Origin of the sequence: Amycolatopsis sp. H20-H5, assembly GCF_035828755.1 — a bacterium.
Classification (GTDB): domain Bacteria; phylum Actinomycetota; class Actinomycetes; order Mycobacteriales; family Pseudonocardiaceae; genus Amycolatopsis.
The window spans coordinates 1-25,830 of the sequence record NZ_JAYMZS010000065.1 but is presented as its reverse complement, the minus strand read 5'-3'; the positions used below and the strand labels follow the sequence as shown (position 1 = coordinate 25,830).

The window sequence follows — 25,830 nt, the reverse complement described above, 5'->3', positions numbered from 1 at the left end:
CACCTGGTTCGCCACCGTCGCGTGCACCGGCTTCGACGCCTGCGTCAACGAACGCGCCAACCGGCTGCCCTGGCCCGCCGGACCCCGCCGCTACGACCTCGCGATCCTCGCCGAACTCGCGGCGTTCCACGCCCGGCCCGTCCTCATCCGCACCGAGGCCGAGTCCCTCGACCTCGACGCCACCCTGATCGCGGTCGCCAACACCCCCTTCTACGGCGGCGGAATCCCGATCTGCCCGGCCGCCGACCCCGCCGACGGCCTGTTCGACGTCACCGTCGTCGGCAAGGCCACCCGGCGTGAGCTGCTGAGCATGCTGCCCAGGCTGCGCGCCGGGAAACACCTCACGCACCCCGCGGTCCGCACACTGCGGGCGCGGGAGGTCCACCTCGAAGGCGTCGGCTGGCCCGTCTACGCCGACGGCGAGCCCATCGGCGCCCTGCCGACCGGCCTGCGCTGCGAACCCGGCGCGCTCACCGTCGTCCAAGCCCCTGAAGGCCACCATGACGGCGTATAACGCCGTATTGGTGGCCTTCAGGGGACTTTCGACGTCGCGGCCGGGCCGGGTCATGGTCACACCGAGTGCGAACTGTCGGTGGGGTGTGGAACCCTGACGAGGTGGCCACTAGCCCTTCCCCTACTCCTGCCGAGGCCTACGCGGCCTCCAAGCTCCGGGCGCAGTACCCGCAGCTGACCCGGTTCGCCGCCGAGGTGTCCTTCGAGTTCGACGACTTCCAGATCCGCGGCTGCCGCGCGCTGGAGGACGGTCACGGCGTGCTCGTGTGCGCCCCCACCGGCGCGGGCAAGACCGTCGTCGGTGAGTTCGCGGTGCACTTGGCGCTGGCCGAGGGGCGTAAGTGCTTCTACACGACACCGATCAAGGCGTTGTCCAACCAGAAGTACGCCGACCTCGTCGCCCGCCACGGCGCGGACGCGGTCGGCCTGCTCACCGGGGACACGTCGATCAATGGCGGCGCCCAGGTCGTGGTGATGACCACCGAGGTGCTCCGCAACATGCTCTACGCGGGCTCGTCCACCATCGACGAGCTGGCGTACGTGGTGATGGACGAGGTGCACTACCTCGCCGACCGGTTCCGCGGCGCGGTCTGGGAGGAGGTCATCCTCCATCTGCCCGAGCACGTGCGGGTCGTCGGGCTGTCCGCGACGGTGAGCAACGCCGAGGAGTTCGGCGAGTGGCTGGTCGAGGTCCGCGGTGACACCACCGTGGTCGTCGACGAGCACCGCCCGGTCCCGCTGTGGCAGCACATGCTGGTCGGCAACCGGATGATGGACCTGTTCGCCGGGCAGGACGTGGACGATCCCGGCGCCGAGCTGCGAATCAACCCGAGCCTGCTGCGCCGCACCGAAGAGGTCGGCCGCAACTTCGCGCCAGCCGGGCTGCACGGCCCGCGCGGGCGCCGCGGCCCGCAGTCCAGGGGCCCGCGTTTCCGGCCGCCATCGCGGGTCGAGGTCGTGGAGCGGCTCAACTCGGCGTCGCTGCTGCCCGCGATCGTGTTCATCTTCTCCCGCGCCGGCTGCGACGCGGCCGTCACCCAGTGCGTCCGCGCCGGGCTGCGGCTCAACGACGCCGAAGAGGTCGAGGCGGTACGCCGCGTCGTCGCCGAGCGCACCGCCGGCCTGCCCGAGGGCGACCTCGGCGTGCTCGGCTACTGGGAATGGCGCGAGGCGCTCGAGCGCGGCATCGCCGGGCACCACGCCGGCCTGCTCCCGGCGTTCAAGGAGACCGTCGAGGAGCTGTTCGTGAAGGGCCTGGTCAAGGCCGTCTTCGCGACCGAGACCCTCGCGCTGGGCATCAACATGCCCGCCCGCACGGTCGTGCTGGAGCGGCTCGTCAAGTACAACGGCGAGGCCCACGTGGACCTGACGCCGGGGGAGTACACCCAGCTCACCGGCCGCGCCGGGCGCCGCGGCATCGACGTCGAGGGCCACGCGGTGGTGTCCTGGCAGCCGGGGATGGACCCGAAGCAGGTCGCCGGGCTCGCCTCCACCCGGACCTACCCGCTGCGGTCGTCGTTCCGGCCCGGCTACAACATGGCGGTCAACCTCGTCGCCCAGGTCGGCGCGGACGCCGCCCGTGGCCTGCTGGAGCAGTCGTTCGCGCAGTTCCAGGCCGACCGGTCCGTCGTCGGCACCTCCCGGCGGATCGACCGCAACAGAGAAGCCCTCAAGGGCTACGCCGACGCGATCTCCGGCGACTTCGACGAGATGCAGGCGTACGTCGAGCTCCGCGCGAAGATCTCCGCGCGGGAGAAGGCGTTGTCGCGGCAGAACGTCGCCTCCCGCCGGGCCGAGACCGCGGATTCGCTGGAGAAGCTGCGCAAGGGCGACGTCATCGCGGTGCCGCAGGGCCGCCGCGCCGGGCTCGCCGTGGTGGTCGACCCCGGCCTCGACCCGATCCGTGAGCCCCGCCCGGTGGTCGTCACCGAGGACAGGTGGTCCGGGCCGCTGTCGGCGGCGGACTTCCCCTCCCCCCTCGAGGCGCTGGGCAACATCCGGCTGCCCAAGCACATCGAGCTGCGCTCCCCGCAGACCCGCCGCGACATCGCCACCACCCTGCGCAACGCCGGGATCTCCTTGCCCGGCAAGCAGAAACGCCGTTCCGGCGCCAACGAGGACGGCGAGCTCGCCGCCCTGCGCCGCGCGCTGCGCTCGCACCCCTGCCACGGGCTGGCCGAGCGTGAGGCCAACCTGCGCTGGGTGGAGCGCCACCAGCGCCTCGCCGCCGAGAACGAGCAGCTGGAACGGAAGGTCGCAGCCACCACGCACTCGCTGGCCCGCGCGTTCGACCGCATCCTGCGGCTGCTGGGCGAACGGGGCTACCTCGGCCCGGAGTCGGCGGGCGAGGGGGAGGACCGCGTCACCGAGAACGGCAGGCGGCTCACCCGCCTCTACAGCGAGTCCGACCTGCTGGCCGCGGAGTGCATCCGCAATGGCGTGTGGAAGGGCCTCGAAGCGCCCGAACTGGCCGCGGTGGTGTCGACGCTGGTGTTCGAGGCGCGCCGCGACACCGCGGGCGAGCCCCGCCTGCCCGGCGGCCCGGTGCCGCAGGCCTGGCAGGAGACCACCCGCCTGTGGGTCGAGCTGGTCGAGGACGAGCAGCGGCACCGGCTCGACCGCACCAGGGAGCCCGACGCGGGGTTCGCCTGGCCGGTGTTCCGGTGGGCGCGCGGGGAATCGCTGGAGAAGGTGCTCACCGCGGCCGAGGCGAACGGGCAGGAGCTTTCGGCGGGCGACTTCGTCCGCTGGTGCCGGATGGTGATCGACATGCTCGACCAGATCCGGAACGTACTGGGCAAGGCTGACCCGGTGGGCGCGGCGGCGGCCGAGGCCGTTCGCGCGCTGCGCCGGGGCGTCGTCGCGGCGGGCAGCGCGTGAGCGATGTGAGCGTGGACGCGTGTGCCCGGCCCCGACCTGTGGTTGGATCGCGCACGACACTGTGCACAGGCGTCACTGAAGCAGGCGAATCAGGCGGAGGCGAAAGATGAGCACGCCGTATGGCGGCAACGACCCGCAGCAGCAGCCCCAGTGGGGGCAGCAGCCGCAGTATGGGCAACAGCCGGGTGGTGCCTACCCGCCGAGTGGACCGCAGCAGCAGCCCCAGTGGGGTCAGCCAGGGCAGCCTCAACAGCCCCAGCAGCCGCCGCAGGACCAGCCGCAGTGGGGGCAGCCGCAGCAGGCCCCGCAGCAACCGCAGTGGGGCCAGCAGCCCGGCTACCCCCAGCAGCCGCCGCAACAGCCCTACGACCCGTCCCAGCAGCAGTACGGGCAGCCCCAGCAGCCGTACGACCCCTCGCAGCAGCAGCCGCAGTACGGCCAGCAGCAGCCGGGTGGGGCGTACCCGCCCAGCGGGCCGCAGCAGGTCCCGTACGGCCAGCAGCAGCCGGGCCCGCCCGGTCAGTACGACTACAGCCAGTACCCCGGCGCCCCGGCCGAGGGTGAGCCGAAGGGCAAGTCGAAGAAGGGCCTGCTGCTCGGCATCGGCGGGCTGGTCGTGGTGATCGCCGCGGTGTGCATCCTCGGCTTCGTCGCACCCGGATTCTTCAAGACCGAGGTGTTCAACAACACCCAGATGCAGACCGACGTGCAGAAGGTCCTCACCACCGACTACAAGATCGAAGGCGTCACCGGCGTCACCTGCCCCGCGGAGCAGGAGGTCAAAGACGGCGCGAAGTTCGAGTGCACCGCGACCGTGGCGGGCAAACAGCAGCAGGTCCCGATCACGGTCAAGGGCACCGGCGGCAACTACGAGGTCGCACCGCCAGCCACCAAGTGATCCGAGTGGCCGTCGCGGGGTCCCGTCGCCGATGATCGACCCATGACCGACCACACCGTGCGCGAGCTGCGGCCCGAGGAGAATCGGGCCGCAGCCGACCTCTTCCGCGCCACCCTGCACGTCGCCGACTTGACCGACGGCGAATGGGCGCTGGCGCGCGGGTGTTTCCAGCCCGGCCGCACGCTGGGCGCGTTCGACAGCGAGCTCATCGGCACCGCCCGGTCCTTCGACGCCGAGCTGACCGTGCCCGGCGACCGGAAGGTGCCGATGGCTGCGGTGACCGGGGTCGGTGTCCGGCCGGACCGCACCCGGCGTGGCGTGCTGTCGGCCCTGATGCGCGCCCAGTTCGAGGACTTCACCGCTCGCGGCATGGCCGTTTCGTCACTGCGCGCGTCCGAGGGGGCCATCTACGGCCGGTTCGGGTACGGCGTCGCGACGCTGGCCAAGAACTGCTCGGTCGACCGCCGTCGCGCCCGGTTCCGGCCGGAGATCCCCGACGGCGGCGAGGTGACGGTCATCAAGCTCGACGAGGCCGTCGGCCGCTGGCCCGAGCTCTACGACGCCGTCACCCCGCCGCGGGACGCGCGCCCGGGCCTGATGAACCGCCCGCCGTACAGCTGGGTGGCCTACGAGGCCGACGCGCGGCGCGCCAAGGAACCCGTGGTGACCGTGGTGCACCGGGAAGCCGAGGGCGTCACCGGTGTCGCGGTCTACCGGGTGGAGCGGCCTGCTCCCCGCGAGACCGCCACGCTGGACGTGACGCACTTCCGCCACACCTCGCCTGCCGCCTTCGCCGGGCTGTGGCGCTACCTGATGTCGGTCGACCTCGTCGACACGATCACCGCCGGGGTGCGCCCGCTCGACGAGCCCGTCGAGCTGCTGTTCACCGACCCGCGCCAGTGCCGGGTGACCGGCACCATGGACGAAACGTGGCTGCGGCTCGTCGATGTCGACGTCGCGCTCGACGGGCGTGAGTACGGGGAGTACGACGGCCCGCCGATCGTGCTGGACGTCGTCGATCCGCTGCTGGAACGCAACTCCGGTCGCTACCGGGTGTCCGCCGACGGCTCGCTACGCACCGGCGAGCCCGCGGACCTGCGCCTCGGGGTCGACACGCTCGCGATGCTCTACCTGGGCGCCTGGCGCGCGTCGGCGCTGGCCGCGGTCGGCCGCATCGAGGCCAGGGACCCGCGGGTGCTCGACCGGGCGGATGCGCTGTTCGGTACGCGCCGCGCCGCGTGGTGCGGTACTTTCTTCTGACTTTCGTGATCACGCTTCGGGGGTGTTCGAGCTTGACCAGGCGCACCATCGGGGTGTCGGGGCTGTGCTGTGCCGGTGTCGCGCTTCTGGCCGCGTGTAGCACCATGCCGGCTCCCCAGACACCGGTCAGGACGGTCACCGCCACGGCGACGACCACCGCACCGAGCCCCACGGGGGCCTCGGGATCGGCCGCGACCAAGCCGCCGTCCACCGGGCCGGGCCGCGTCTTCGACGCCACCGTCATGCAGGCCGACATCGCCAAGATCCTCACCGGCACCTACAAGCTCAAGGACGTCGGCGCGGTCACCTGCCCGCCGGGCCAGGCCGTCCGGGACGCCACCGCCTTCAGCTGCACGGTGTCGGTCGGGGGCAAGGAGAAGCAGATCCCGATCACCGTCACCGGTGACGACGGCCAATACCAGGTCGGTGCCCCCGGGTAAATCGGCGCCGGTCGAAGGTGAACAACGGGCCATGCTGACCGTCCTCGCGCAGGCACTGCACCGGCCGCCGACCTCCGACGAGGCCTGGGCGAGCTCGGCTGTGTCCTGGCCCGCCGCGGGCAAGTTCGGCGCCTTCGAGGGCGACGCCCCGATCGGCGTCGCGAGTTCGTTCGTCACCGAGATGCTCGTCCCCGGCGGACGGCGCGTGACGGCCGCCGCGGTGGACGGGGTCGGTGTCCGCGCCGACCGGATCCGCCGCGGCGTGCTCACCGCGCTGATGGGCGCGCAACTCGACGACCTGGCCGCGCGCGGTGTGGTGCTGGCGAGCCTGCACGCGAGCGAGGCGACCATCTACGGCCGCTTCGGCTACGGCGTCGCTGTGCTCGGCAAGACCCTGCACGTCGAGCGCCCGGCCGCCCGGTTCCGCGAAGGGGTCCGCGCGGGTGGCGAGGTGCGCCTGCTGACGGCTGACGAGGCGGTGAAGGAGATCCCCGGACTGTGCGGCCGCATCGGGTTGTTCCGGCCCGGCATGATCACCCGGCCCCCTGGCTGGTGGTCGCCCTCGCACGACAAGTACGTCACCGCACCGCAACCCCACCGGGTCGCGGTCCACAGTGGACCGGACGGCGACGACGGGTACGTCCTGTACCGCGCGCTCGACCAGCGCACGCCGAACCTCGGCGCGCTGCTGGAGGTCCGGTACCTGCACGCCGCGAACCCCCTGGCCGTCGACGGGTTGTGGCGGTTCCTGCTGTCGGTCGACCTGGTCTCCGCGGTGCTGGCCCGCGACCGGCCGATGGACGAGCACGTGGACACGCTGCTTGACCGACCCTCGGGCCTGCCGCACGACGGCGGTCCAGGACCACCTGTCCTGCGCTTGGTCGACGTCGCCGCCGCGCTCGAAGCCCGCTCGTACACCCCGGCCGCACCGGTGATGCTCGACGTCGTCGATCGTCAGTTGCCCGGCAACAACGGGCGGTATGTCGTCGGCCCGGACGGCGCGTGCCGTACCGGGGAGCCCGCCGGACTCCGCCTGGACGTCGAGGCGCTCGCGATGCTGTACCTGGGTGAATGGCGGGCGAGCACACTGGACCGGGCGGGCCGGATCGAGGTGCTCGACCAGGACGCGCTCGGCCGTGCCGACGAGCTGTTCCGGACCTCGGCCCGGCCCTGGAACGGCACCTATTTCTGAGAAGACGTCCGGAAACTGATGTCATGTCGTCCAGTTTGGCGCCTGGGGCCGCGTGACTGACGGGGACTTTCACGCGGTCTGTTCTGGTGAAGGGGACTTTTGCAAGGTTGAGTCGAGGGTAAGTCCCCTTCAGTCGCGACCCCAGGTTTGCCGTGTGCCCTGATGGGAGCCTTCACGGCGTTTAACGCTGTCATGGTGGCCTTCAGGGGCACACATGAAACAGTCATGGCGGTACGAAACGGGCGAATGGGTAGACTTACCGTCCTTTGTGGAGGGTAAGCGGCTTCGAAGGACAGGTGCTCGAGGCTTCGAGCGGCGGCTGCTGCGTCCGTTCTCAGACGCGTTCTGAGCGGATCCACCGACCGTGGCTGTAGCCCGGCCTGCCGGACTGGTCGAGGCTGTGCTCGAACCAGGTACCGACGACGCCGAGGTGAGTGGCCCACCGCGCTGCCCGGAACCGCCCTCGGCCACGAACTCCTCGGCTGATCCGCGCTACCCGGTGGCTCCGGGCAGCGCGGCCAGCAGCCGTTCGACGGAACGGCCGAGGTTCCACCGCTCCGCCAGCTCGGCGATGCGGTCCGGGTCGGCGGGCACGCTCGGGACCTGGTCCGAACGGGACTGCACGACCGGCGCGTCGATGGCGACGCGGACCACCGTCGGCGCGACGGCGAGGTAGTCGGCCGCCTCGGCGAGGCGCAGCCGGGTCTTGAGCGGGACACTCGCGTCGCCCGCGGAAGCGGCCGCGAGCAGCGCGTCGAGTGAACCGAACTGCGTGATGAGCTTCGCCGCCGTCTTCTCACCGATCCCGGTGACGCCCGGCAGCCCGTCGGACGGATCGCCGCGCATCACGGACATGTCGGCGTAGCCGGGCCCGGCGATGTCCACCGGGATCCCGTACTTCTCGGCGATCTCGGCCTGGCCGAGCACCTCGGCCTTCGCCCAGCCCTTGCCCACGTAGATCACCGACGTCAGCGTCGGCTCGGCGCGCACGAGCTGGAACAGGTCCCGGTCGCCGGTGATCACCTCGACCGGCGCGTCCTGCTCGCGGGTCGCCAGCGCGCCGATGACGTCGTCGGCCTCGTACCCCGCGGCCTCCGCGGTCGCCAGCCCGAACGCCTCGAGCACGTCGAGGATGATCGGCACCTGCGGGGTCAGGATGTCGGGCACCTCTTCGACGTTGCCGCCTTCGGGGTTCTCCGGTGAGAGCCGGTGCGCCTTGTAGCTGGGCAGCAGGTCGGTGCGGAACTTCGGGCGCCAGTCGGCGTCGAGGCAGGCCACCAGCCGCGACGGGCGCCGGTCGGTCAGGATGCGGGCCACGGTGTCGGTGAACCCGCGGACCGCGTTGACCGGGGTCCCGTCCGGGGCGGTCATCGAGTCGGGCAGCGCGTAGAACGAGCGGTAGTAGAGGCTCGCGGAGTCGAGGAGAGCGAGGGGTCCGGTCACCCGGACAGCCTGCCATGTCCGGCGACGGTCCGGGTGCCGGTCACCGGCCACACCCGGGTGATCCGTCCGTCAGTGCCGTCCACTGCTCGGCGGGCCGGGTGGCCGGGCAGCCGGTTTCCGCTGGGATGACCAGCTTCGGGGCGCTACGCGGCCGGGCTCACCAGCCGTAGGGCCGCACGGCGCGGGCGGTCCGCAACGCCTCCGCCCACCAACCGAGCTGGTCGAGCAGCGCGGTGGCCGCGGTTTCGACGGCTTCGGACTCCAGCGGGCGGCCGTCGGCGTCGAAGCACCCGCCCGCGTTGTGGAAGCTGACCGTCTCGCGGATGGTGACCGCGTGCAGTTCCGCGAAGACCTGGCGCAGCTGCTCGACCGCGCGCAGGCCACCGGAGATCCCGCCGTAGGAGACAAACCCGACGGGCTTGGCGTGCCATTCCCGCCCGACGGTGTCGATCGCGGTCTTGAGCGGGCCGGGGTAGGCGTGGTTGTACTCGGGGGTGATCACGACGACCGCGTCGGCGGCACCGACGCGGGTGGTGAACTCGTCGGGGGAGTCGGCGAGATCGATGATGTCCAGGACGAGTTCGCCGCGCTGCTTGGCGTGGGCGACGAACCAGTTGGCGATCACGGGGGCGAAGCGGCCGGGCCGGACGCTGCCGACGATCACGGCGAGCTGGTACTGGGCTGGTGAAGTAGTCATATCCGAAACGTAGAACCTGAACTATTGTTCAGGTCAAGTGATCAAGGGGGAAACAATGGATCAGGTCCACTGGGAAACCAAGGAACTATCGGTCGGGCAGCTGTCCTGGCGCGCCGGGGTGGCCGTCTCTGCGCTGCATTTCTATGAGCGCCAGAAGCTGATCACCAGCACGCGGACCGCGGGCAACCAGCGGCGTTATCGCCGGGACACGCTCCGGCGGGTGGCGCTGATCCGCATCGCGCAGCGGGTCGGCATCCCGCTGGCCCAGGTCCGCGAGGCGCTCGACGAACTGCCCGGGGGCCGCACGCCTAACCGGACGGACTGGGAGCGGCTTTCGCGCCACTGGCGCACCGAGCTCGACGCCCGCATCGCGCGCCTGCAGCAGCTGCGCGACGACTTCACCGGGTGCGTCGGCTGCGGCTGCCTGTCCATCGACCGCTGCCAGCTGGCCAACCCGCACGACGCGCTGGGCAAGCTCGGCCCCGGCCCGCGACGGCTGCCCGGCTGCGGGGACGACCAGGACTGCGCGGTCGTCCCCGGCTGACGGCGTGAGTCCTATTTGATCGGTGAGACGATGACCGGCGAACCCTGCGGTACCGGGAGCACCTGCACCTTGCCGGCCTTGATCGCCTCGTTGACGGCCTGCTGTTGCTGGTAGGCCTGGTAACCGGGAATGCCGCCGGGGAAGTTCGCCGCCGCCTGCTTGTCCACCTCCGCCGCCTGGCTGCGCAACTCGGCCGCCTGCTTGTCCGTCAGGCCCTGCACCAGTTGCGGCTGGATGCCCGGCTTCTGCAGCAGCACCGAGTTCACCGTCATCAGGTCCACGCCCTGGGTGAGGCCTTTCAGGACCGCCGGAAGCTGCGCGAGGACGTCGTGCTCCCATTGTGCCTTCGAAGGGGCGTCGGTGTAGAGCTTCTGCCACGGGTACTTCAGCGCCTCGTTGTCGGTCGCCCGGTCCAGCGCGGCGCCCACGTAGTTGCGCAGCAGCGCCTTCCAGCCGTCCTTCATCTGGCTCCCGCCGTCCGTCGGGGCCGCGTCGTACTTGTAGGCGATCAGCTCATGGAACATCTCCAGCTTCCCGCCCGGCCACTTCTTCCCGGTCGGGTCGGTGAACTCCGAGCAGTCGGTGTTGAGGGTGAACTTCACCGTGCCGGTCACCCTGACCTCCTGCGAATCCTGGGTGGTCGAGGTCAGGGCCGCGGAGTCCACCCCGTCGCCGTCGCCGAAGGTGAAGTCCCGCTGCCCGGTGGGGTAGTAGTAGTGCACGTCGGCCACGTCACTGACGTCACGATCGGTCTCGCACTCCACGAACTTGCGCGAGTCGAACGTGCCGCCGCCGTACTGCAGGGACACCTCACTGGAGTTGGGGTTCGCGATCGAGCACCCCGTCAGCAACACGGCTGCGGCGAGCAGCGGCAGAGCGGCGAATCGGGTTGTCATCGGTTCGGGTCCGTTCGGTCGGTTCGGCTTTTCGTCGGTGAACCAGTCTGGCGGCGCGGCGGAGCCGAAGGCTGCCGTCTGACCGCTAGTGGCCACTGCGGATCCGGCTGCTCGAACTGCTCCGTGCCGACGGCCCGGCCACCGGGTCCGGGCTGGGCAAACGGCTCGGGGAGAGCTCCGGGACCACCAGCTGGCACCTGCGGCAACTGGCCGAGCACGGTCTCGTCGAGGAGGACGCCGAGCGGGGTAACCGGCGCGAACGCTGGTGGCGTTCGGTGCACGACGGGGACCACCTGCGCGCCGCAGACCTGGAAGGTCAGCCCGATCTGATCGGACCGCTCAGCACCTTCCTGCACACCGTCGTCGAACACCGCTACGCCGAGGAATCCCGGTTCGCCGCCGAGTTCATGGAGTGGCCCGAGCACTGGCGAGACAAGGTGACCTTCGACAGCGCGCCGCTCTCGCTGACGCCGGAGGAGACCGGGGCGCTCAACGTCGAGGTCCGCGCGATCGTCGATCGCTACCGCCGCAAGGCCCGCGAAGGCGACACCCCGGTGCGGATCCACTGGGCCGCGTTTCCCAGACAGTCCCGCCCGGAACTGCCGTGAGCCGCCGCGTCCCGCTGTTCGCGCTGGTGGCGGCGTCGGGCATCGCCTCGGCCGGGTTGTCGATGACCCTGATCGCGATTCCCTGGTTCGCCCTGCAGAGCACCGGCAGCGGGACCAAGACCGGGTTGGTCGCGGCTATGGAGGTGCTGGGACTGCTGTTGTCCGCGGTACTGGGCGGACCGCTCGTGGACCGTCTCGGCCCGCGCGGGGTCAGCGTCGGCGCGGACCTGCTGACCACCCTGGCGGTCGGGCTCGTCCCGCTGGCGCACGCGACCGTCGGGCTGCCGCTGCCCGGCCTGCTCGCGCTGACCTTCCTGATGGGGGCCTGCCGCGGGCCCGCAGACACCGCGAAACAGGTGCTCCTGGCTCAGGTCGTCGAGCTCGTGGGCACGCCGGCGGGCCGCGCGGCGAGCCTGGTCGAGGCGGCCAACCGGATCGGGAAGATGATCGGCGCCCCGCTGGCAGGCGCGCTCATCGCGTTTGTCGGCCCGGTGAACGTGCTCTTCGCGGACGCCACGACGTTGCTGAGCTCGGCGACACTGGTGCTCCTGCTGATCCCGGCCGCCGCGCGAGTGGCCGGGGAGAAAACGGGCGGCTACCTCGCCGATCTGGGCGAAGGGCTCGCCTACGTCCGGCGTGACCGGCTGCTGCTGGCGATCGTCGGCATGCTGATGCTCACCAACGGCCTCGACACCGGGCTCAGCGGCGTGCTGTACCCGGCGTACGGCAGCGAAGTCCTGCACAGCAGCGCGCTACTCGGCGTCATGGTGACCGCGCTGGGTGCGGGCGCGGTGCTCGGCTCGATGCTCTACGGCTGGATCGGTCACCGTTTTTCGCGCTGGGGAACGTACGTCGTGTGCTTCCTGGTCGAGGGCGCGCCCCGGTTCGCCCTGCTGGCGCTTAAGCCGTCGCCCGTGGTGCTCCTGATCGGGCTGGGCGTCGCCGGGCTCGGTTCGGGCCTGCTGAACCCGATCCTGCTGCCCGTGGTCTACGAACGGGTCCCGGAACACCTGCGCGGCCGGGTGTTCAGCCTGCTCGTCGCGGGCGCGCTCGCGGTCATCCCGGTCGGCACCCTGCTCGCCGGGGTGCTGCTCGACGGGATCGGGCTGACCGGGGTGCTGCTCACCTTCGGCGCGGTCTATCTGGTCGCGACGACGTTCCCGCTGGTGTTCCGGGTGTGGCGCCAGCTCGACGCGCGGGCGGGCGAACCGGTCCTCGCGCGCTCGTGAGGTGATCCCTCAGGTCTCCGGCGATCCGGCTAGGCTCCAGTGCATGTCGCGCCGCTCCCTCCACAACGCTGCCCCCGCCGCTGCCGCCCTGCGTGCCCGGCTCGATCGCGCTCGCGCCGCCGCGGCCGCCGCGGACACCGACGCCCTGCTGATCGCGCCGGGTTCCGACCTGCGCTACCTGATCGGCCAGGCCGGCGGTTCGTTCGAGCGGCTGACCACGCTGGTGATCCCGGCCGAGGGCACCCCGGCGCTGGTCGTGCCGAAGCTGGAGGCACCCGGCTACGCCGACGTCCCGGCCGACGAACTGGGCATCGAGGTGCTCACCTGGGTCGACGGCGAAGACCCGTACCGCCTGGTCGCCGATCGGCTCGGCAAGCCGGGCCGCGTCGCGGTCAGCGACGTCACCGCCGCGCTGCACGTGCTCTCGCTGCGGGACGCACTGGGCGACGCCGAGCAGACCCTCGCCGGTCCGGTGGTCCGTGAACTCCGGATGCGCAAGGACGCCGCGGAGATCGACGCCCTGCGCCAGGCCGGTGCGGCGATCGACCGCGTGCACGCGCGGATCGGCGAGTGGCTGCGTCCCGGCCGCACCGAGGCCGAGGTCGGCGCCGACATCACCGCCGCCATCGTCGAAGAGGGCCACACCCACGCCGACTTCGTGATCGTCGGCTCCGGGCCCAATGGCGCCAGCCCCCACCACGACGTGTCCGCTCGCGTCATCGAGCGTGGCGACGTCGTCGTGGTGGACATCGGCGGCCCGATCGCCGAGGGCTACAACTCCGACTCCACCCGCACCTACGCCGTCGGCGAACCGCGCGACGCGGACGTGGCCGAGACCTACGCCGTGCTCCAGCGCGCGCAACGGGCCGCTGTCGAGCACGTGCGCCCCGGCGTCACCGCCGAGAGCGTCGACGCGGCCGCGCGTGAGGTCATCGCCGAAGCCGGCTTCGGCGAGTACTTCATCCACCGCACCGGCCACGGCATCGGCCTGGACGTGCACGAGGAGCCTTACATCATCGCGGGCAACACGCTGACGCTGGAGCCGGGCATGGCGTTCAGCGTCGAGCCGGGCATCTACCAGCCGAACCGCTGGGGCGCGCGGATCGAAGACATCGTCGTCGTCACCTCGACCGGCGTCGAGTCCTTCAACAACCAGCCGCACGAGCTCGTCGTGCTGGACGCATGAGCGCCAGCCCGCTGGAGCCGCTGGACCAGTCGATCGTCCAGGAGCTCGCGGCCGACGGCAGGCGCAGCTTCACCGACCTCGCCGAGCGGGTCGGACTGTCGGTGTCCGCGGTGCACCAGCGGGTGCGGCGGCTGGAACAGCGCGGGGTCATCCTCGGCTACACCACCCGGCTCGACGGCGAGCAGATCGGCCTGCCACTCACGGCGTTGATCTCGCTGACGCCCTACGACCCGGCCGCCCCGGACGACTACCCCCAGCGACTCGGGCACATCACCGAGATCGAATCCTGTTACTCGGTCGCCGGGGACGAGTCCTACATCCTGCTGGTGCGGGTCCCGTCACCAGTGGGACTCGAGGACCTGCTCCGGCGCATCCGGGAGGCGGCGAAGGTGTCCACGCGCACGACCGTGGTGCTGTCCACGCCCTTCGAGGGCCGGTCGCCGCGGCTGTAGAAACGGACAACCGACGCTCTGCCCGAACGCTGGTACGATAAAAGGTATGGCAACCCGTAAGGTGACTCTCTCACTCGACAGCGGCGCCCTCGAATTCGCCGAGCGTGCCGCGAAGGCCCACGGTATTTCGGTCTCGTCCTGGCTGTCCAAAGCGGCCAGGCGCGAGGCGGTCCGCACCGGTTACACCCCGCAGGCGGTGGCTCCAGTGGAGGCCGCGGCGGATTCGGACGAGGCCGAGCGCACAGCGGCGGAAGAGGATCTGCGTGCGCAGGGGTGAAGTCTGGACGTATCACCCCCCGACCGATCCGGCCCGGCAGCGCACCGTCGTGCTGCTGTCCTCGGACGGGGTGAACGACTCGGAGCGCCCGTGGCTGCTGGGCACCGAGCTGCTCGAAAGGGATCCACAGGACATTCTCGGCGTCGCCGTCGACGCGCGCTACTGGGTGTCCACGCTCAACCTGACCCGCCTGTACCGGCCGTGGTTCGACGAGCGGATCGCCGAGATCGACCACGAGGTCCAGGAACGGATCGACATCGCCCTGCGCGCCGCCCTCGACCTCTGAGAACACTTTGACGGTCCCTGAAGGCCACCATGAGAGCGTCTAACGCCCCAGAAGTGGCCTTGACGGCACGCCTTCGCCCCACCCGGAAAACGGGAGCAAAGGTCCCTTGCTCCCGCGCCGTGGAGTACCTCAAGGTGGCCTTCAGAGGCCGTGAGCGGGCCTGCTCGACCCGGGGTCAGCGGAAGTCGTCCGCGTGGTCGCGCGCCCAGGTGGCGAACGGGGTCGCCGGGCGGCCCAGGAGGTCTCGCACGGTGGTGCTCACCGTCTCCGGCGTCGTGGCCATTTCCTTCCAGGCGTCGAGGATCTCGTCGGCGATCTCCGGCGGGAAGCCGCCCAGCAAGGTGCTCTTCGCTTCCTCGGGCGCGAGGTCCTCGAAGCGCAGCGGGGTGCCGATCGCGGCCGAGATGGCGTCCATCTGCTCGAGCTGCGTCAGTGATTCCGGCCCGGTGAGGTCGTAGCTCCGGCCCGCGTGCCCGTCTTCGAGCAGCGCGAGCGCGCCCACCTCGGCGAGATCCTTCTCGTGCACCAGCGGCCTGCTCAACCCCGGGTACGGCTGCCGCACCACGCCCTCGGTGCGGACATCGTGGGCCCAGCCGAGCGTGTTGCCCGCGAACCCGCCCGCACGGAGGAACGTCCAGTCCGGCCCGCTCTTCCCGACGAGGCGTTCCATGTCGGCGTGGAACCCGGTGATCGGATCACCCTGCGTGGCGGCGTTATCGCGGATGCCCCTGGCGGACAGGTAGACCACGTGGCGGACGTGGCGGGCGGCATCGAGGAACGGGCGCGCGGCTTCGGCGTCGAGGCCCGGCCAGATCAGAAACACCCCGGTGACCCCGTCGAGCGCGGGGGCGAACGTGGCAGGTTCGTCGATGTCGCCCCGCACGATCTCGGCCGCGGCGGGCAGATTCGCTGTCGCGGGATCGCGGACGAAGGCCCGTACGCGGGCTCCACGCGCCAGCAGTTCGGTCACGGCCGCGCGGCCGACCTTGCCGGTGGCGCCGGTGACCAGGATCAGGATGTTCTCGTTTCCCATGCCACCAGCCTGCAACCTCCAGCTAAGTGGAGGTCAACGTGCGACGACCTCGGGCGCCGGATGCAGGTTTCCGTCGGCGCCGGCCAGGCAGGAGGCGTTGCCGTCGCCCGCGGCCAGGAACTCGGTGAGGCAGCGCGCGAACTCCGCGTGCCCGGCCGCGTTGGGGTGGAAAGACTCCTGCAGCGCGTGGGAGGCACGGTCGACCTGGCCGAGGTCGGCCAGCTGCAGGGTCAGCCGGGTGAACCATTCGGTCGCGGGATTGGCGCCACCGCTGCAGGCCTCGTGGCCGATCCCGGCGCGGGACAGGTCAAGGAACCGGGCGCCGCTCTGCCGCGCTGCCGTTTTGAGCCCCCCTGTCAACGTGGTGATGCCCTCGCGGCCGATCCATTGCAGGTCCTCCGCGCGGAACGGGCAGCCGTTGAGGCTGCGCAGTTCCTCCGGGATGCCGGGGCCGATCGGTGAGGCGTAGGACTGCAGCACCAGCTGGAAGTCCGCCGGGGTGTACCCGGCCTGGGCCAGCACCTTCTTCACGTCCGCGACGGCGTTGACCACCTTCGGCACCATGGCGTCCACTTTGGACTGCCAGGTGGCGGCCAGCCCGGTGCGGCACGGCGGGTTCTGCGGGGTGAACCAGGCCTTGAAGCAGCCGGTGACCTGCGCGGAGAACTGTGGATCGTCGTTGGCGCCCACCGCGATCACCACCGCGGCGATCCGGTGGTCCTTGACCAGCGTGGCCAGCTGCTGCGCCTGCGAGCCCTCGGTCCACTGCTTGACGTCGCCGAGCGCGACCTGGGCCGCCGGGGCGCCCGAGCACGCGAGGTTGCGGTGCTCGACGACCCCGGGGATCTTCACCTGGTCGACGAACGCGGCGGGGGAGCGGTGACACCAGTCACCCTTGCTCCCGTTGGTGTCGGCTGTGTAGTTTCCGGCCCCTTCGCCCGAAACCGTGCTGTCCCCGAGCGAGACGATCGTCAGCGGGCCCGTCCCCGGCGGCCCCTGCCTCGGCAGCGGCCGGCCGACGCGGCTTTCCGAGCCCGAGAAGGCGAACACCCCCACCAGCGCTGCCACGAAGATCAGGACCAGCGCACCCCACCACCACCGAATACGTCGCATCGCCTCCGCAGTCTACGGATCTTCCGATCGGCGGTGCGGTATGGGCGCTGAGAATTCGTCCGGGGTTTTCGTCTCGAACAACGAGGGGGACCGGACGTGTCCACGCGTTCATGCGGAAGCCTTGCGAGAGCGCGACAACCCGGGCCGCTCTGGGTGGCGGCTTCAGTCGAGCAGCGCGGTCAGGACGCCGTCGCGCAGGCGCACCCGCCGATCGGCGATGCGGTGCACTTCGTCGTCATGGGTCGCCACGATGACGGCGGCGCCCTCCTCGGCGCAGCGCCGCAGCAGTTTGAGCACGCGGGGGGTGCTTCCGGCGTCGAGGTGGGCGGTCGGCTCGTCGGTGAGCAGCACCCGCGGCCGCCCGCTCACCGCGCGGGCCAGCGCCACCCGCTGCTGCTGCCCGAACGACACCTCCAGCGGATACCGTTCGCCGAGCTCGCCGATGCCGAGTTCGCCGAGCAGCTCGGCCACCCTGGCGGCGACCTCGGCGTTGCCGGGCTTGGGCAGGTCGGCGCGCAACCGCAGGGGCAGGGCGACGTTCTCGGCGACGGTCAGCTCGTTGGCGAGGCCGAGCGCCTGCGGCAGCACCGCGCAGGTGTGCCACGGCGGGATGCCGGAGATCGGCACGCCGTCGAGCAGCACGGACCCGGAGTCGGGGGAGTCGAACCCGCACAGCAGGGCCAGCAGCGCGCTCTTGCCCGAACCCGATCGCCCGGACACGGTGACGAGCTCCCCGGCCGCGACCCGCAGCTCGAGGCCGCGCAGGACCTCGACGTCGCCGCTGGGATGGGCGAACCGGCGCCGCAGATCGATGGCCTCCAGCGCCGGCTCTGGCAGCACGGTTTCGGTCATGACAGCTCGTCCCCTCGGTGTTCGACACCCTCCAGGGCGCCCTTGTGGAGCCGGGCCACCCGGGCACCCAAGCTGATCAGCCGGTCGTCGTGGGAAGCCACGAGCACCGCGAAATCCTGGTCCACCAGGTACCGCAGGGTGTCGAGCACCAGATCGGCCGAGGCCTCGTCGAGCTGTGAGGTCGGTTCGTCGGCCAGGATCACGGTGGAGCGCCGGGCCAGCGCGCAGCCGAACGCGAGCCGCTGCTGCTGACCGCCCGAAAGTGCCGAGATGTGCCACGAGCCGGTGCCGCCGAGCCCCAGCTGCTCGAGGATGTCGTCGGGACGGCAGGTGGTGCCCGCGGATTCCGCGGCCGCGCGCAGGTTGTCGGCCACCCGCAGGTAGCCGAGCAGGTTGTCGGTGGGGTTCTGGAACACCAGCCCGAGATGGTCGCGCCGCAGCGCCCGGCGCTCGCGGTGACGCAGCTTCGCGGTGTCGGCCCCCTGGAATGACATCGTGCCCCTCGCCGGCTGCTCGAACAGTCCGAGCACCCGCAGCAGCGTCGATTTGCCCGAGCCGGACGGCCCGGCGAGCACCGTCATGCCGCGGGCGGGGACGTCGATGCTGACGCCGTCGACGCCGGTCACGGTGCCGGCCGGGGTCACGTAGTCGACGCCGATGTCGCGCAGCTGGAAGATGGGTTTGTCAGGCACGGATCAGCTCCGCGGTCCGGGCGGTGCGCACCGAGCGCACCGCGAGCCAGCCGGCCAGCGCCACCACGAGCACGCCGATGCCGAACACGGTGAAGACGAACGAGGCCGGGTCGGGCAGTTCCGAGCGCGGCGCGAGGAACGTCGCCGGATCGAAGCGGGGCACCGAAAGCCCGGCGACGGACAGTCCACACGCGACTCCGGTGATGACCGCCATCGCGCTGAGTGCCCCGAGTTCGAGCAGATGGCTGGCCAGCAGCGTTCGTGGCCGCATGCCCATCCGCAGCACCAGTGCCCCGGCGAGCGCGTTCTGGCGTCTGCGCACCTCCACCGCCACCAGCAGCGCCAGCACCGCGACGGCGGCGAGTACGGCGCCGAGGAGCGCTACGAAGGAGAAGGTCCAGGACACGACGTAGAACGGCAGCCCGTCGAGTGCCGAGTCGCGGCTGATCCGGTTCGGCTGGACGAGTCCGGCCTGTGACAGTGCCTCGGACACGGTCGCCAGCGGGGAGCTGGACAGGACACTCCACTTGGGAACGATGCGGAGCTGCGCGGGGGTGAGCGCGGTGCGGGAGACGACGTAACCGGGTTTCGTGCCGATCAGCGGGAACACCGGCAGGTCGCCGACGACCGACGCCTGCGGGAGACCACCTCCCAGCATCGTGGTCTGCTTCGCGCCGTGGGCGATCCGGATGGCCGGGACGGTCGCGCCGGGCGGGACGTCGATCTTGGCGAGCAGGTTGTCGACGTCTTCACGGGGTAACGCCGAGAGTTCCGCGCCGGTCCGGACGGTCGCCGGGTCCACGACCAGCACCACACTGCCGGTGCCGGTCAGCTCACCGACGATCGTGCTGGTGCCGGTCAACGCCGACGGCAGCGGCCTGGCGCCGGTGCCGACCGGTGTTTCGGTGTCCACGCGGCTGTTGGCGCCGACGAAGATCCCCGATTTCGTCTGCAGCGCGTCCTCCTGGCCGCCGGCGATGCCGAGCCCCGCGGCCAGGGTGCCGACGGCGAGCGTGCCGATGACGAGCACCCCGGTGACCGGGGCGCGGGCGCTGGCGAGGCGCCGGATGGCCAGCTGCAGCGCGGGCCGCGACCAGAACCGCGCGCGGTGGGACAGCCGCAGCAGCACCCACGCCACTCGCGCGGTGAGCAGGCCCGCGGTGAGGACCACGAACACCGGATAGGTCAGCGCGATCGGGTCCACCTGCGGTAATGGATTACCCAGCCGGGATCCGGAGCCGTAGCCGACGAGCCGGTTCCAGCCCACTACCGCGACGGCCGCGGTGACGAGTTCCCAGGGGAAGTACAGCCCGACCAGGCGCAGCCGCTTGCCGCGGGTGCGGACCCGGCCGAGTTCGAACTCGCGGTGCGCCCGCACCCCGACGACGACGGCGAGCAGGAGCAGGGACAGGAGCAGTACCCCGCCCGCGACCCCGAAACCGAGCAGGTACGAGCGGGGGTCGGCCTCGCCCGGTGGGCCGTAGACCCTGAGCAGCAGGCGGGCGAGCACCGCTCCCGCGGCGCCGCCCAGCACGATGGGCAGGCCCAGTTCGGCGACGGCGAGCCCGCCGAGCCCGGCCGGTCCGCTGCCGCGCGCGCAGAGCAGCCGCAGCTGGGCGTGTCGCCGCTGGTACCACTGCAGGGCGACGGTCCCGATGCCCGCGCAGCCGACCAGCACGCTGATCGCGGCCAGCGGCAGGATCGAGACCAGCACGTTCTCACTGGCCTGCTGGGCGATGACCACCGACCGGTCGAAGGGCACCGAGCTGGTCACCGCGCCGGCCAGCCCCTGGCGCGCGAGATCGGCTTCGACGTCGGCGACCAGTGCGTTGGACCGGGCCACCAGGTCCTCGGCGTCGCTGAGGGTGCGGGGGACGGGCTCGTAGAACGAGATGTGCAGGTTCTCGAGTTTCGGCAGCTTGAGCGCGGCGACGGTGTCCTGGAAGGTCTTCGCGTCGGTGGTGAACACGATCGAGTCGATCGGGTCGTTCGCCAGGCGGTCGACCACCGCGCCGCGCTGCTGGGAGCACCACCACCGCGGCGGCGGGTCGAGCAGGTCGCGGTAGAGGCCGACGACCGGCGGCAGCCCGACGCCCCGGATCACCGGTTTGGTGCCGACGCCGAGGTGCTCGGCGGAGCCGATGACCTGGCCGAGCAGCAGCCCGCCGGGTGCGCTGGTGCCCTCGACGGGACCGAGGTTGTCCAGACCGGCCTGGTCGCGATAGGCGAGCCGGACCTTGTAATTGGGGTCGCCGTTCATCTCGGTGTTGCCAAGGACCGGGGTGTAGCGGGCGGAGACCGGTGCGCTGAAACCTTGTGCGGGGGCGTGGCGGCGCACGGTGTCGATGATCGCGGGTACGTCGGCGGGGGAGGGGTAGGACTTGCCGAACACCGGGCCGTAGCTGTCCGGGCAGCTGGTGGACGCCTGATAGGCGATGGTCGCGCTGCCCGCGGCGGAGCCCTGCAGTACCGCCGCGGTGCCCAGGAAGCAGGCCAGCAACGCGGTCGCCGCGGCGACGATCATGGTCAGTGGACTGGACAACGCCGCCCGGGGCGCGGCACGCCAGGGCATCGTCACTTTCGGTCCACCAAAAGTCCCCCGCCTCACCCGCATGGACGCGCACGCTACCGGTTGGATGAGGCGGGTCCCAGAGAATTGTCACATTCGTTGCCCAGTGTCACCCTGCTGGAGCTGCTGGGCGGAAGTTCCCTGACACCAAGGATCACCAAACCCGCACGCGCGGTGACAACGGATCATCAGCTCACCTACTTTCGTCGTCGGCCGGTCGGACCTGACCGTCTTGACACGCAGGTGGTCTAGTCCAATTGTGGGGGCATCTCCGCGGCCGAAGGCCTCTCCGGACGCGTCTACTCCCTGGTACTGGAGCGTTTATGCGTGCACGCAGACCGATCAGGAAACTGCTCACCGCCCTGACCGCCGCCACGGCGACCGCCGGGCTCATCGTGACCGGGGGCGGCGTCGCGCACGCGGCCACCGCCCTGCCCGCCCATGTCTTCGCGCCTTATTTCGAAGCGTGGAACGGCGACAGTCCCGCCGCGCTGGCCCAGCAGTCGGGCGTCAAACACCTCACCATGGCCTTCCTGCAGGCCGCGACCAAGGGCTCGTGTACCGCCTACTGGAACGGCGACAGCGGAATGCCGGTCGCCCAGTCGAGTTTCGGCGCCGACATCGCCACCATCCGCTCACGCGGCGGCGACGTCATCCCGTCGTTCGGTGGCTACACCGCGGACAACACCGGCACCGAGATCGCGGACAGCTGCACCAACGTCGACTCCATCGCCGCGGTGTTCGAGAACGTGATCACCACCTACGACGTGCCCAGGATCGATCTGGACATCGAGGACAACTCACTGACCAACTCCGCCGGGATCGACCGCCGCAACAAGGCGATCAAGAAGACCCAGGACTGGGCCGCGGCCAACGGCCGCTCGATCCAGTTCTCCTACACCCTGCCGACCACCACCAGCGGGCTCGCGGACAACGGACTGGCGGTGCTGCGCAACGCGATCGGCAACGGCGCCCGCGTCGACGTCGTGAACATGATGACCTTCGACTACTACGACGGCGCCACCCACCAGATGGCGACCGACACGCAGACGTCGGCGACCGGGCTGGTCTCCGAGCTGGGCTCGCTCTACCCGGGCCGGACCCAGGCCCAACTGTGGGGGATGGTCGGCATCACCGAGATGATCGGGATCGACGACTACGGCCCCGCCGAAACCTTCACCACCGCCGACGCCACCACCGTCTACGACTGGGCCGTGTCGAAGGGCGTCAACACGCTCTCGTTCTGGGCACTGCAACGTGACAACGGCGGCTGCCCCGGCACCGGCGGCTCGGACAGCTGCTCCGGCGTCGCACAGAGCACCTGGCAGTTCAGCAAGACGTTCGCGCCGTTCACCGGCGGCGGCACTCCTTTGCCCGCCAACGACTTCTCGGTGTCGGCCAACCCCGCCACCGGCGCCGTGAACCCCGGCGGCGCCACCACGGCCACGGTCGCCACCGCGGTGACCAACGGCTCGGCCCAGCAGGTGAACCTGACCGTCAGCGGCGCGCCCGCCGGAGTGACGGCCTCGCTCAGCCCGGCCTCGGTCACCGCCGGCGGCAGCGCCACCCTGTCGGTCTCGACCACCGCGGCCGCCGTCCCCGGCACCTACCCGCTCACGGTCAAGGGCACCGCCGCGTCCGGCAGCCACACGAGCACGTACACGCTGACGGTGAACGGTGCGACACCGACCGGCGTGCTCATCAACGGCGGGCTCGAATCCGGCGCGCTCAGCCCGTGGACCGGCGACGCGGGGAACGCGGTGGTGGGCAGCCCCGCGCATTCCGGCACACACGCGTTGCAGCTCGCGGCGACCGGGTCACAGACCGGCGAGGCACGCCAGAGCGTCACGCTTTCACCGAACCACGCGTACACGCTCAAGGCCTGGGTGCAGGGCAGTTATGCCTATCTCGGGGTGAGCGGCGGCGCGAGTGCCAGCACCTGGACCTCGTCGACCGGCTGGACGCAACTGTCCGTGCCGTTCACCACCGGCGCGTCGGGCGCGGTGACGGTGTTCGCCCACGGCTGGTACGGCCAGGGGTCGGTCTACGCGGACGACTTCACCATCAGTTAGTGCCCGGCGGTGCGGGCCACCTCCACGTCCACTTCGTCGTCCACTTCGTCGTCGAGTGGCCCGCACCGGATAGAAGCGTTCGCCGGAGCAGGTTGAGCCCGGCGCCCGTGACGATCGCGTTTTGTGGACGGGCGGTGCGGGACCACTAGCCGTTTGGGTCAGTCTGAAACCACCCAAGGGGTGCTTTCCTGGTCGGATGCGTCCTGAAACACCGCGCGCGTCTCGCCCAGATGAGTGGGGCTGACCTGACCGGCGCTGACCTGCGGAACATCGTCGGGATGACGCCGGACCAGATTCGGGCACTGGCCGTGACTGACAAGAACACGGAGTTCGGCGACGTGGAGCGACGGGGACAGAGGTGAGCACGCGGGAAGTGCGGATGCGGGCGCCCGGCTGCCGATACTGGAGACCCGATTGGCTGCCCAGGAGGTCCCGGTGCCCCACATCCCGCTTTCGCCCGAACTGCCCGGTATCCGAGGCCTGTTCACCTACCGGCCAGAGACCGCCGCGCCGCTGGGGCAGTTCGCCGAAGTGCTGCTGCGGGGCCCGAGCAGCCTGTCGGTCGGCGAGCGGGAACTGATCGCGGCGGTCGTGTCGCGGGGCAACGACTGCACGTTCTGTTCGTGCAGCCATGGCGCTGTCGCCGGTGCCGCGCTGGACGGCGGGATGCCGGTCGTCGAGGCCGCCTGGCAGGGGGTCGACGACGCCCCGGTGCCTGCCAAGCTCAAGGCCCTGCTGCACGTCGCGCTCGCGGTCCGGGAAGGCGGTAAGACCGTGACCACCGAGCTCGTCGACGCGGCCCGCGCCCAGGGCGCGGCCGACCTCGAGATCCACGACACCGTGCTGATCGCGGCGGCGTTCTGCATGTTCAACCGGTACGTCGACGGGCTCGCGACCGTGGCGCCCGACGATCCCGCGGTGTACGAGCAGCTCGGTAAGCAGCTGTTCGTGAGCGGCTACACCGGGATCTGAACGTCCTTTCACCACAACGGTCCGATCAGGACTTGTTTCGCTAGGCTGCCCGCATGGCCGTTCACACCGAGCCTCGGATTCTGGTGGTCGAGGACGCGGAGGCGATCCGGGTCTCGGTCGAGACCGCGCTGACGGCCGCCGGGTTCGCCGTCCGAGCGCTGCCCGACGGCGGTGAGCTGGAACAGGAGCTCTCGCGGTTCCGGCCGGATCTCGTCGTGCTGGACGTGATGTTGCCCGGCCGGGACGGGTTCGAGCTCCTACGCGCGATCCGGCGGCAGTCGGCCTCGGGCGTGGTCATGCTCACCGCACGCGACGGTGTCGAAGACCGGCTGCGCGGGCTGGGTGACGGTGCGGACGACTACGTGCTCAAGCCATTCGTGCTGGCCGAGCTCGTCGCCAGGGTGACGGCCGTGCTGCGCCGCACCGGCCGCACCCGGCCCGCGGTAGAGGTCGGTGACCTGGTCGTCGACGTCGAAGCGGGTATGGCCCGGCACGGGACGGCGCCGGTCGAGCTGACCTCGACCGAGTGGAAGCTGCTGAGTTACTTGGCGACGCATCGCGGCCGCGTGGTGACGAAGACCCAGATCCTCACCGCGGTGTGGGGCTACGGCGACTACGCCGACAACCTGGTGGAGGTCAACGTCAGCACCCTGCGCAAGAAACTCGAGGCGCACGGCCCGCGGCTGGTGCACACCGTGCGCGGGCAGGGCTACGTGCTGCGGAGCGACGCCGGATGAGCGGGCTCCGCACGGTGTCGCTCTACCGCCGGGTCACCGTCACCGCGCTTGTGGTGCTCGTGGTCGTGCTGGTGGTCGTCGGGTTCGTCGTCAACGCGGTGTTCCGCGCGCAGGCCGAGCGGGACGTCAACGGGCTGCTGGCGGGGCGGGTCCAGCTGGCCCAGCAGCTGGCGAAACAGAACGTGTCCCCGCAGAACCTCCTGCGGCGGGTGGAAACCCGGGGGCTGCGGTCGTCGCTGACGCTGCCGGACGGCACCGTGCTCGGCGCTCCCGACGAGCTCCCTGGTACCACCTTGCGGCAGGTGAAGGCGACCTTGAACGGCCCGGTCAGGATCAACGGGGCGAAGCTGACGCTGACCGCGGACGAGTCGGTCATCGCCGGTGCGGAACGGACGTTGCGGCAGCTGCTGCTGTTCACCGGGCTGGCGGCGATCGTGATCACCGCGGTCGCGTTGCTGGCCGGGGTCAGATTCGCGTTGTCCCCGCTGGACGCGATGACCCGGCTGGCCCGCTCGATCGTGTCCGGCGGCCGTGGCGGGCGGCTCGCCCCCACCCGCACGGACACCGAACTCGGCCGTGCCGCCGAAGCCTTCGACGCCGCCCTCGACGCACTGGAAGGAGCCGAGCGGACCGCTCGCGCTTCGGAGGAACGCACCCGCCGGTTCGTCGCCGACGCCGCCCACGAGCTGCGCACCCCGCTGGCGGGCGTCCAGGCCGCCGCGGAAGCCGCCCTGCACCAGACACCCGGCACGGCGCCCGAGGACCGGGAACGGTTGCAGCTGCTGGTGATCCGCGAGTCCCGCCGCGCCGCGAAACTGGTCAGCGACCTGCTGGACCTGGCCAGGCTCGACGCCGGGACCGAGATCCGGCGGGTGCCGGTGCACCTGCTCGCACTGGCCCACGCGGAGGCCGACCGCGCCGGGCTGCTCGCCCCGGAGGTCACCGTCGAGGTCGGCGGCGGAGACGCCGTCGTGCTGGGCGACGAGGAC

The 25,830-nt window shown here is 71.1% G+C and carries 25 protein-coding genes and 2 pseudogenes; 19 read left to right on the top strand and 8 right to left on the bottom strand.

What is annotated here, in order from left to right; all coding sequences use genetic code 11:
* The 6 genes and pseudogenes from QMK34_RS29315 to QMK34_RS29290 form a co-directional block, all read left to right on the top strand.
* Window positions 1-514 (top strand): annotated as a pseudogene (locus QMK34_RS29315) (sphingosine kinase); the annotation flags it as partial.
* A gap of 101 nt (window positions 515-615) precedes the next feature.
* Window positions 616-3,393, top strand: coding sequence for a DEAD/DEAH box helicase (locus QMK34_RS29310; RefSeq protein WP_326417739.1), 2,778 nt, complete (start codon window positions 616-618; stop codon window positions 3,391-3,393).
* Between the two features lie 106 nt (window positions 3,394-3,499).
* On the top strand, window positions 3,500-4,291 hold the full coding sequence (locus QMK34_RS29305) for a DUF4333 domain-containing protein (RefSeq protein WP_326417738.1): 792 nt from the start codon (window positions 3,500-3,502) through the stop codon (window positions 4,289-4,291).
* Window positions 4,292-4,333: 42 nt separating this feature from the next.
* Window positions 4,334-5,551: a GNAT family N-acetyltransferase gene (locus QMK34_RS29300; RefSeq protein ID WP_326417737.1), complete on the top strand. Its 1,218-nt coding sequence runs from the start codon at window positions 4,334-4,336 to the stop codon at window positions 5,549-5,551.
* Window positions 5,552-5,583: 32 nt separating this feature from the next.
* Window positions 5,584-5,991, top strand: coding sequence for a DUF4333 domain-containing protein (locus QMK34_RS29295; RefSeq protein ID WP_326417736.1), 408 nt, complete (start codon window positions 5,584-5,586; stop codon window positions 5,989-5,991).
* Window positions 5,992-6,022: 31 nt separating this feature from the next.
* Entirely contained in the window at window positions 6,023-7,183 is a 1,161-nt protein-coding gene (locus QMK34_RS29290) for a GNAT family N-acetyltransferase (RefSeq protein ID WP_326417735.1), read from the top strand.
* A 492-nt stretch (window positions 7,184-7,675) separates the two neighbouring features.
* On the opposite strand, the gene QMK34_RS29285 is transcribed toward QMK34_RS29290, so the two are convergent.
* Together QMK34_RS29285 and QMK34_RS29280 are read right to left on the bottom strand one after the other, a co-directional pair.
* The gene (locus tag QMK34_RS29285) at window positions 7,676-8,626 is read right to left on the bottom strand and encodes a 5'-3' exonuclease (protein ID WP_326417734.1); all 951 of its coding nucleotides are present in this window, start codon (window positions 8,624-8,626) and stop codon (window positions 7,676-7,678) included.
* Window positions 8,627-8,783: 157 nt separating this feature from the next.
* Window positions 8,784-9,323, bottom strand: a complete 540-nt coding sequence (locus QMK34_RS29280) for an NADPH-dependent FMN reductase (protein ID WP_326417733.1) — start codon at window positions 9,321-9,323, stop codon at window positions 8,784-8,786.
* 55 nt (window positions 9,324-9,378) lie between these two features.
* Here QMK34_RS29280 and soxR point away from each other — a divergent pair, with 55 nt between their 5' ends.
* Window positions 9,379-9,867, top strand: a complete 489-nt coding sequence (gene soxR, locus QMK34_RS29275; RefSeq protein ID WP_326417732.1) for a redox-sensitive transcriptional activator SoxR — start codon at window positions 9,379-9,381, stop codon at window positions 9,865-9,867.
* A gap of 11 nt (window positions 9,868-9,878) precedes the next feature.
* On the opposite strand, the gene QMK34_RS29270 is transcribed toward soxR, so the two are convergent.
* Entirely contained in the window at window positions 9,879-10,763 is an 885-nt protein-coding gene (locus QMK34_RS29270; protein ID WP_326417731.1) for a hypothetical protein, read from the bottom strand.
* 95 nt (window positions 10,764-10,858) lie between these two features.
* Between QMK34_RS29270 and QMK34_RS47960 the strand changes: the two are divergent.
* The 7 genes and pseudogenes from QMK34_RS47960 to QMK34_RS29235 all read left to right on the top strand — a co-directional run.
* Window positions 10,859-10,936, top strand: a pseudogene (locus tag QMK34_RS47960) (ArsR family transcriptional regulator); the annotation flags it as partial.
* 102 nt (window positions 10,937-11,038) lie between these two features.
* Window positions 11,039-11,371, top strand: coding sequence for a hypothetical protein (locus tag QMK34_RS29260; RefSeq protein WP_326417730.1), 333 nt, complete (start codon window positions 11,039-11,041; stop codon window positions 11,369-11,371).
* Complete coding sequence (locus QMK34_RS29255) at window positions 11,368-12,600, top strand: MFS transporter (RefSeq protein WP_326417729.1); 1,233 nt, start codon at window positions 11,368-11,370, stop codon at window positions 12,598-12,600. Before QMK34_RS29260 ends, QMK34_RS29255 begins: the two co-directional genes overlap by 4 nt.
* Before the next feature lie 43 nt (window positions 12,601-12,643).
* Window positions 12,644-13,786, top strand: a complete 1,143-nt coding sequence (locus QMK34_RS29250) for a M24 family metallopeptidase (RefSeq protein WP_326417728.1) — start codon at window positions 12,644-12,646, stop codon at window positions 13,784-13,786.
* Window positions 13,783-14,238: an Lrp/AsnC family transcriptional regulator gene (locus QMK34_RS29245; protein ID WP_326417727.1), complete on the top strand. Its 456-nt coding sequence runs from the start codon at window positions 13,783-13,785 to the stop codon at window positions 14,236-14,238. Before QMK34_RS29250 ends, QMK34_RS29245 begins: the two co-directional genes overlap by 4 nt.
* 46 nt (window positions 14,239-14,284) lie before the next feature.
* Window positions 14,285-14,515 carry a hypothetical protein gene (locus tag QMK34_RS29240; RefSeq protein ID WP_326417726.1) on the top strand — a complete coding sequence of 77 codons (231 nt, stop codon included), beginning with the start codon at window positions 14,285-14,287 and terminating at the stop codon, window positions 14,513-14,515.
* A complete protein-coding gene (locus QMK34_RS29235) occupies window positions 14,502-14,801 on the top strand; it encodes a hypothetical protein (protein WP_326417725.1) in 300 nt (99 codons plus the stop codon). Before QMK34_RS29240 ends, QMK34_RS29235 begins: the two co-directional genes overlap by 14 nt.
* 175 nt (window positions 14,802-14,976) lie before the next feature.
* Here the strand turns inward: QMK34_RS29235 and QMK34_RS29230 are convergent, their stop codons facing one another.
* From QMK34_RS29230 to QMK34_RS29210, 5 genes are all read right to left on the bottom strand, one after another.
* Window positions 14,977-15,834, bottom strand: coding sequence for an NAD(P)H-binding protein (locus QMK34_RS29230; RefSeq protein WP_326417724.1), 858 nt, complete (start codon window positions 15,832-15,834; stop codon window positions 14,977-14,979).
* Between the two features lie 33 nt (window positions 15,835-15,867).
* Window positions 15,868-16,947 (bottom strand): GDSL-type esterase/lipase family protein, encoded by a 1,080-nt coding sequence (locus tag QMK34_RS29225; RefSeq protein WP_326417723.1) that lies wholly within the window; start codon window positions 16,945-16,947, stop codon window positions 15,868-15,870.
* A gap of 162 nt (window positions 16,948-17,109) precedes the next feature.
* On the bottom strand, window positions 17,110-17,799 hold the full coding sequence (locus QMK34_RS29220) for an ABC transporter ATP-binding protein (RefSeq protein ID WP_326417722.1): 690 nt from the start codon (window positions 17,797-17,799) through the stop codon (window positions 17,110-17,112).
* Entirely contained in the window at window positions 17,796-18,491 is a 696-nt protein-coding gene (locus QMK34_RS29215) for an ABC transporter ATP-binding protein (RefSeq protein WP_326417721.1), read from the bottom strand. The genes QMK34_RS29220 and QMK34_RS29215 overlap by 4 nt, the downstream gene beginning before the upstream one ends.
* Complete coding sequence (locus QMK34_RS29210) at window positions 18,484-21,063, bottom strand: FtsX-like permease family protein (protein ID WP_326417763.1); 2,580 nt, start codon at window positions 21,061-21,063, stop codon at window positions 18,484-18,486. Before QMK34_RS29210 ends, QMK34_RS29215 begins: the two co-directional genes overlap by 8 nt.
* A 320-nt stretch (window positions 21,064-21,383) precedes the next feature.
* On the opposite strand from QMK34_RS29210, the gene QMK34_RS29205 reads away from it, so the two are divergent.
* The 5 genes from QMK34_RS29205 to QMK34_RS29190 all read left to right on the top strand — a co-directional run.
* Window positions 21,384-23,132 carry a glycosyl hydrolase family 18 protein gene (locus QMK34_RS29205; RefSeq protein ID WP_326417720.1) on the top strand — a complete coding sequence of 583 codons (1,749 nt, stop codon included), beginning with the start codon at window positions 21,384-21,386 and terminating at the stop codon, window positions 23,130-23,132.
* A 188-nt stretch (window positions 23,133-23,320) separates the two neighbouring features.
* The gene (locus tag QMK34_RS47955; RefSeq protein ID WP_442785246.1) at window positions 23,321-23,494 is read left to right on the top strand and encodes a hypothetical protein; all 174 of its coding nucleotides are present in this window, start codon (window positions 23,321-23,323) and stop codon (window positions 23,492-23,494) included.
* A gap of 73 nt (window positions 23,495-23,567) precedes the next feature.
* Complete coding sequence (locus QMK34_RS29200) at window positions 23,568-24,104, top strand: carboxymuconolactone decarboxylase family protein (protein ID WP_326417719.1); 537 nt, start codon at window positions 23,568-23,570, stop codon at window positions 24,102-24,104.
* 53 nt (window positions 24,105-24,157) lie between these two features.
* Complete coding sequence (locus tag QMK34_RS29195) at window positions 24,158-24,841, top strand: response regulator transcription factor (protein ID WP_326417718.1); 684 nt, start codon at window positions 24,158-24,160, stop codon at window positions 24,839-24,841.
* The coding region (locus QMK34_RS29190; protein ID WP_326417717.1) for a HAMP domain-containing sensor histidine kinase at window positions 24,838-25,830 on the top strand (993 nt) is incomplete at its 3' end. The genes QMK34_RS29195 and QMK34_RS29190, both read left to right, overlap by 4 nt.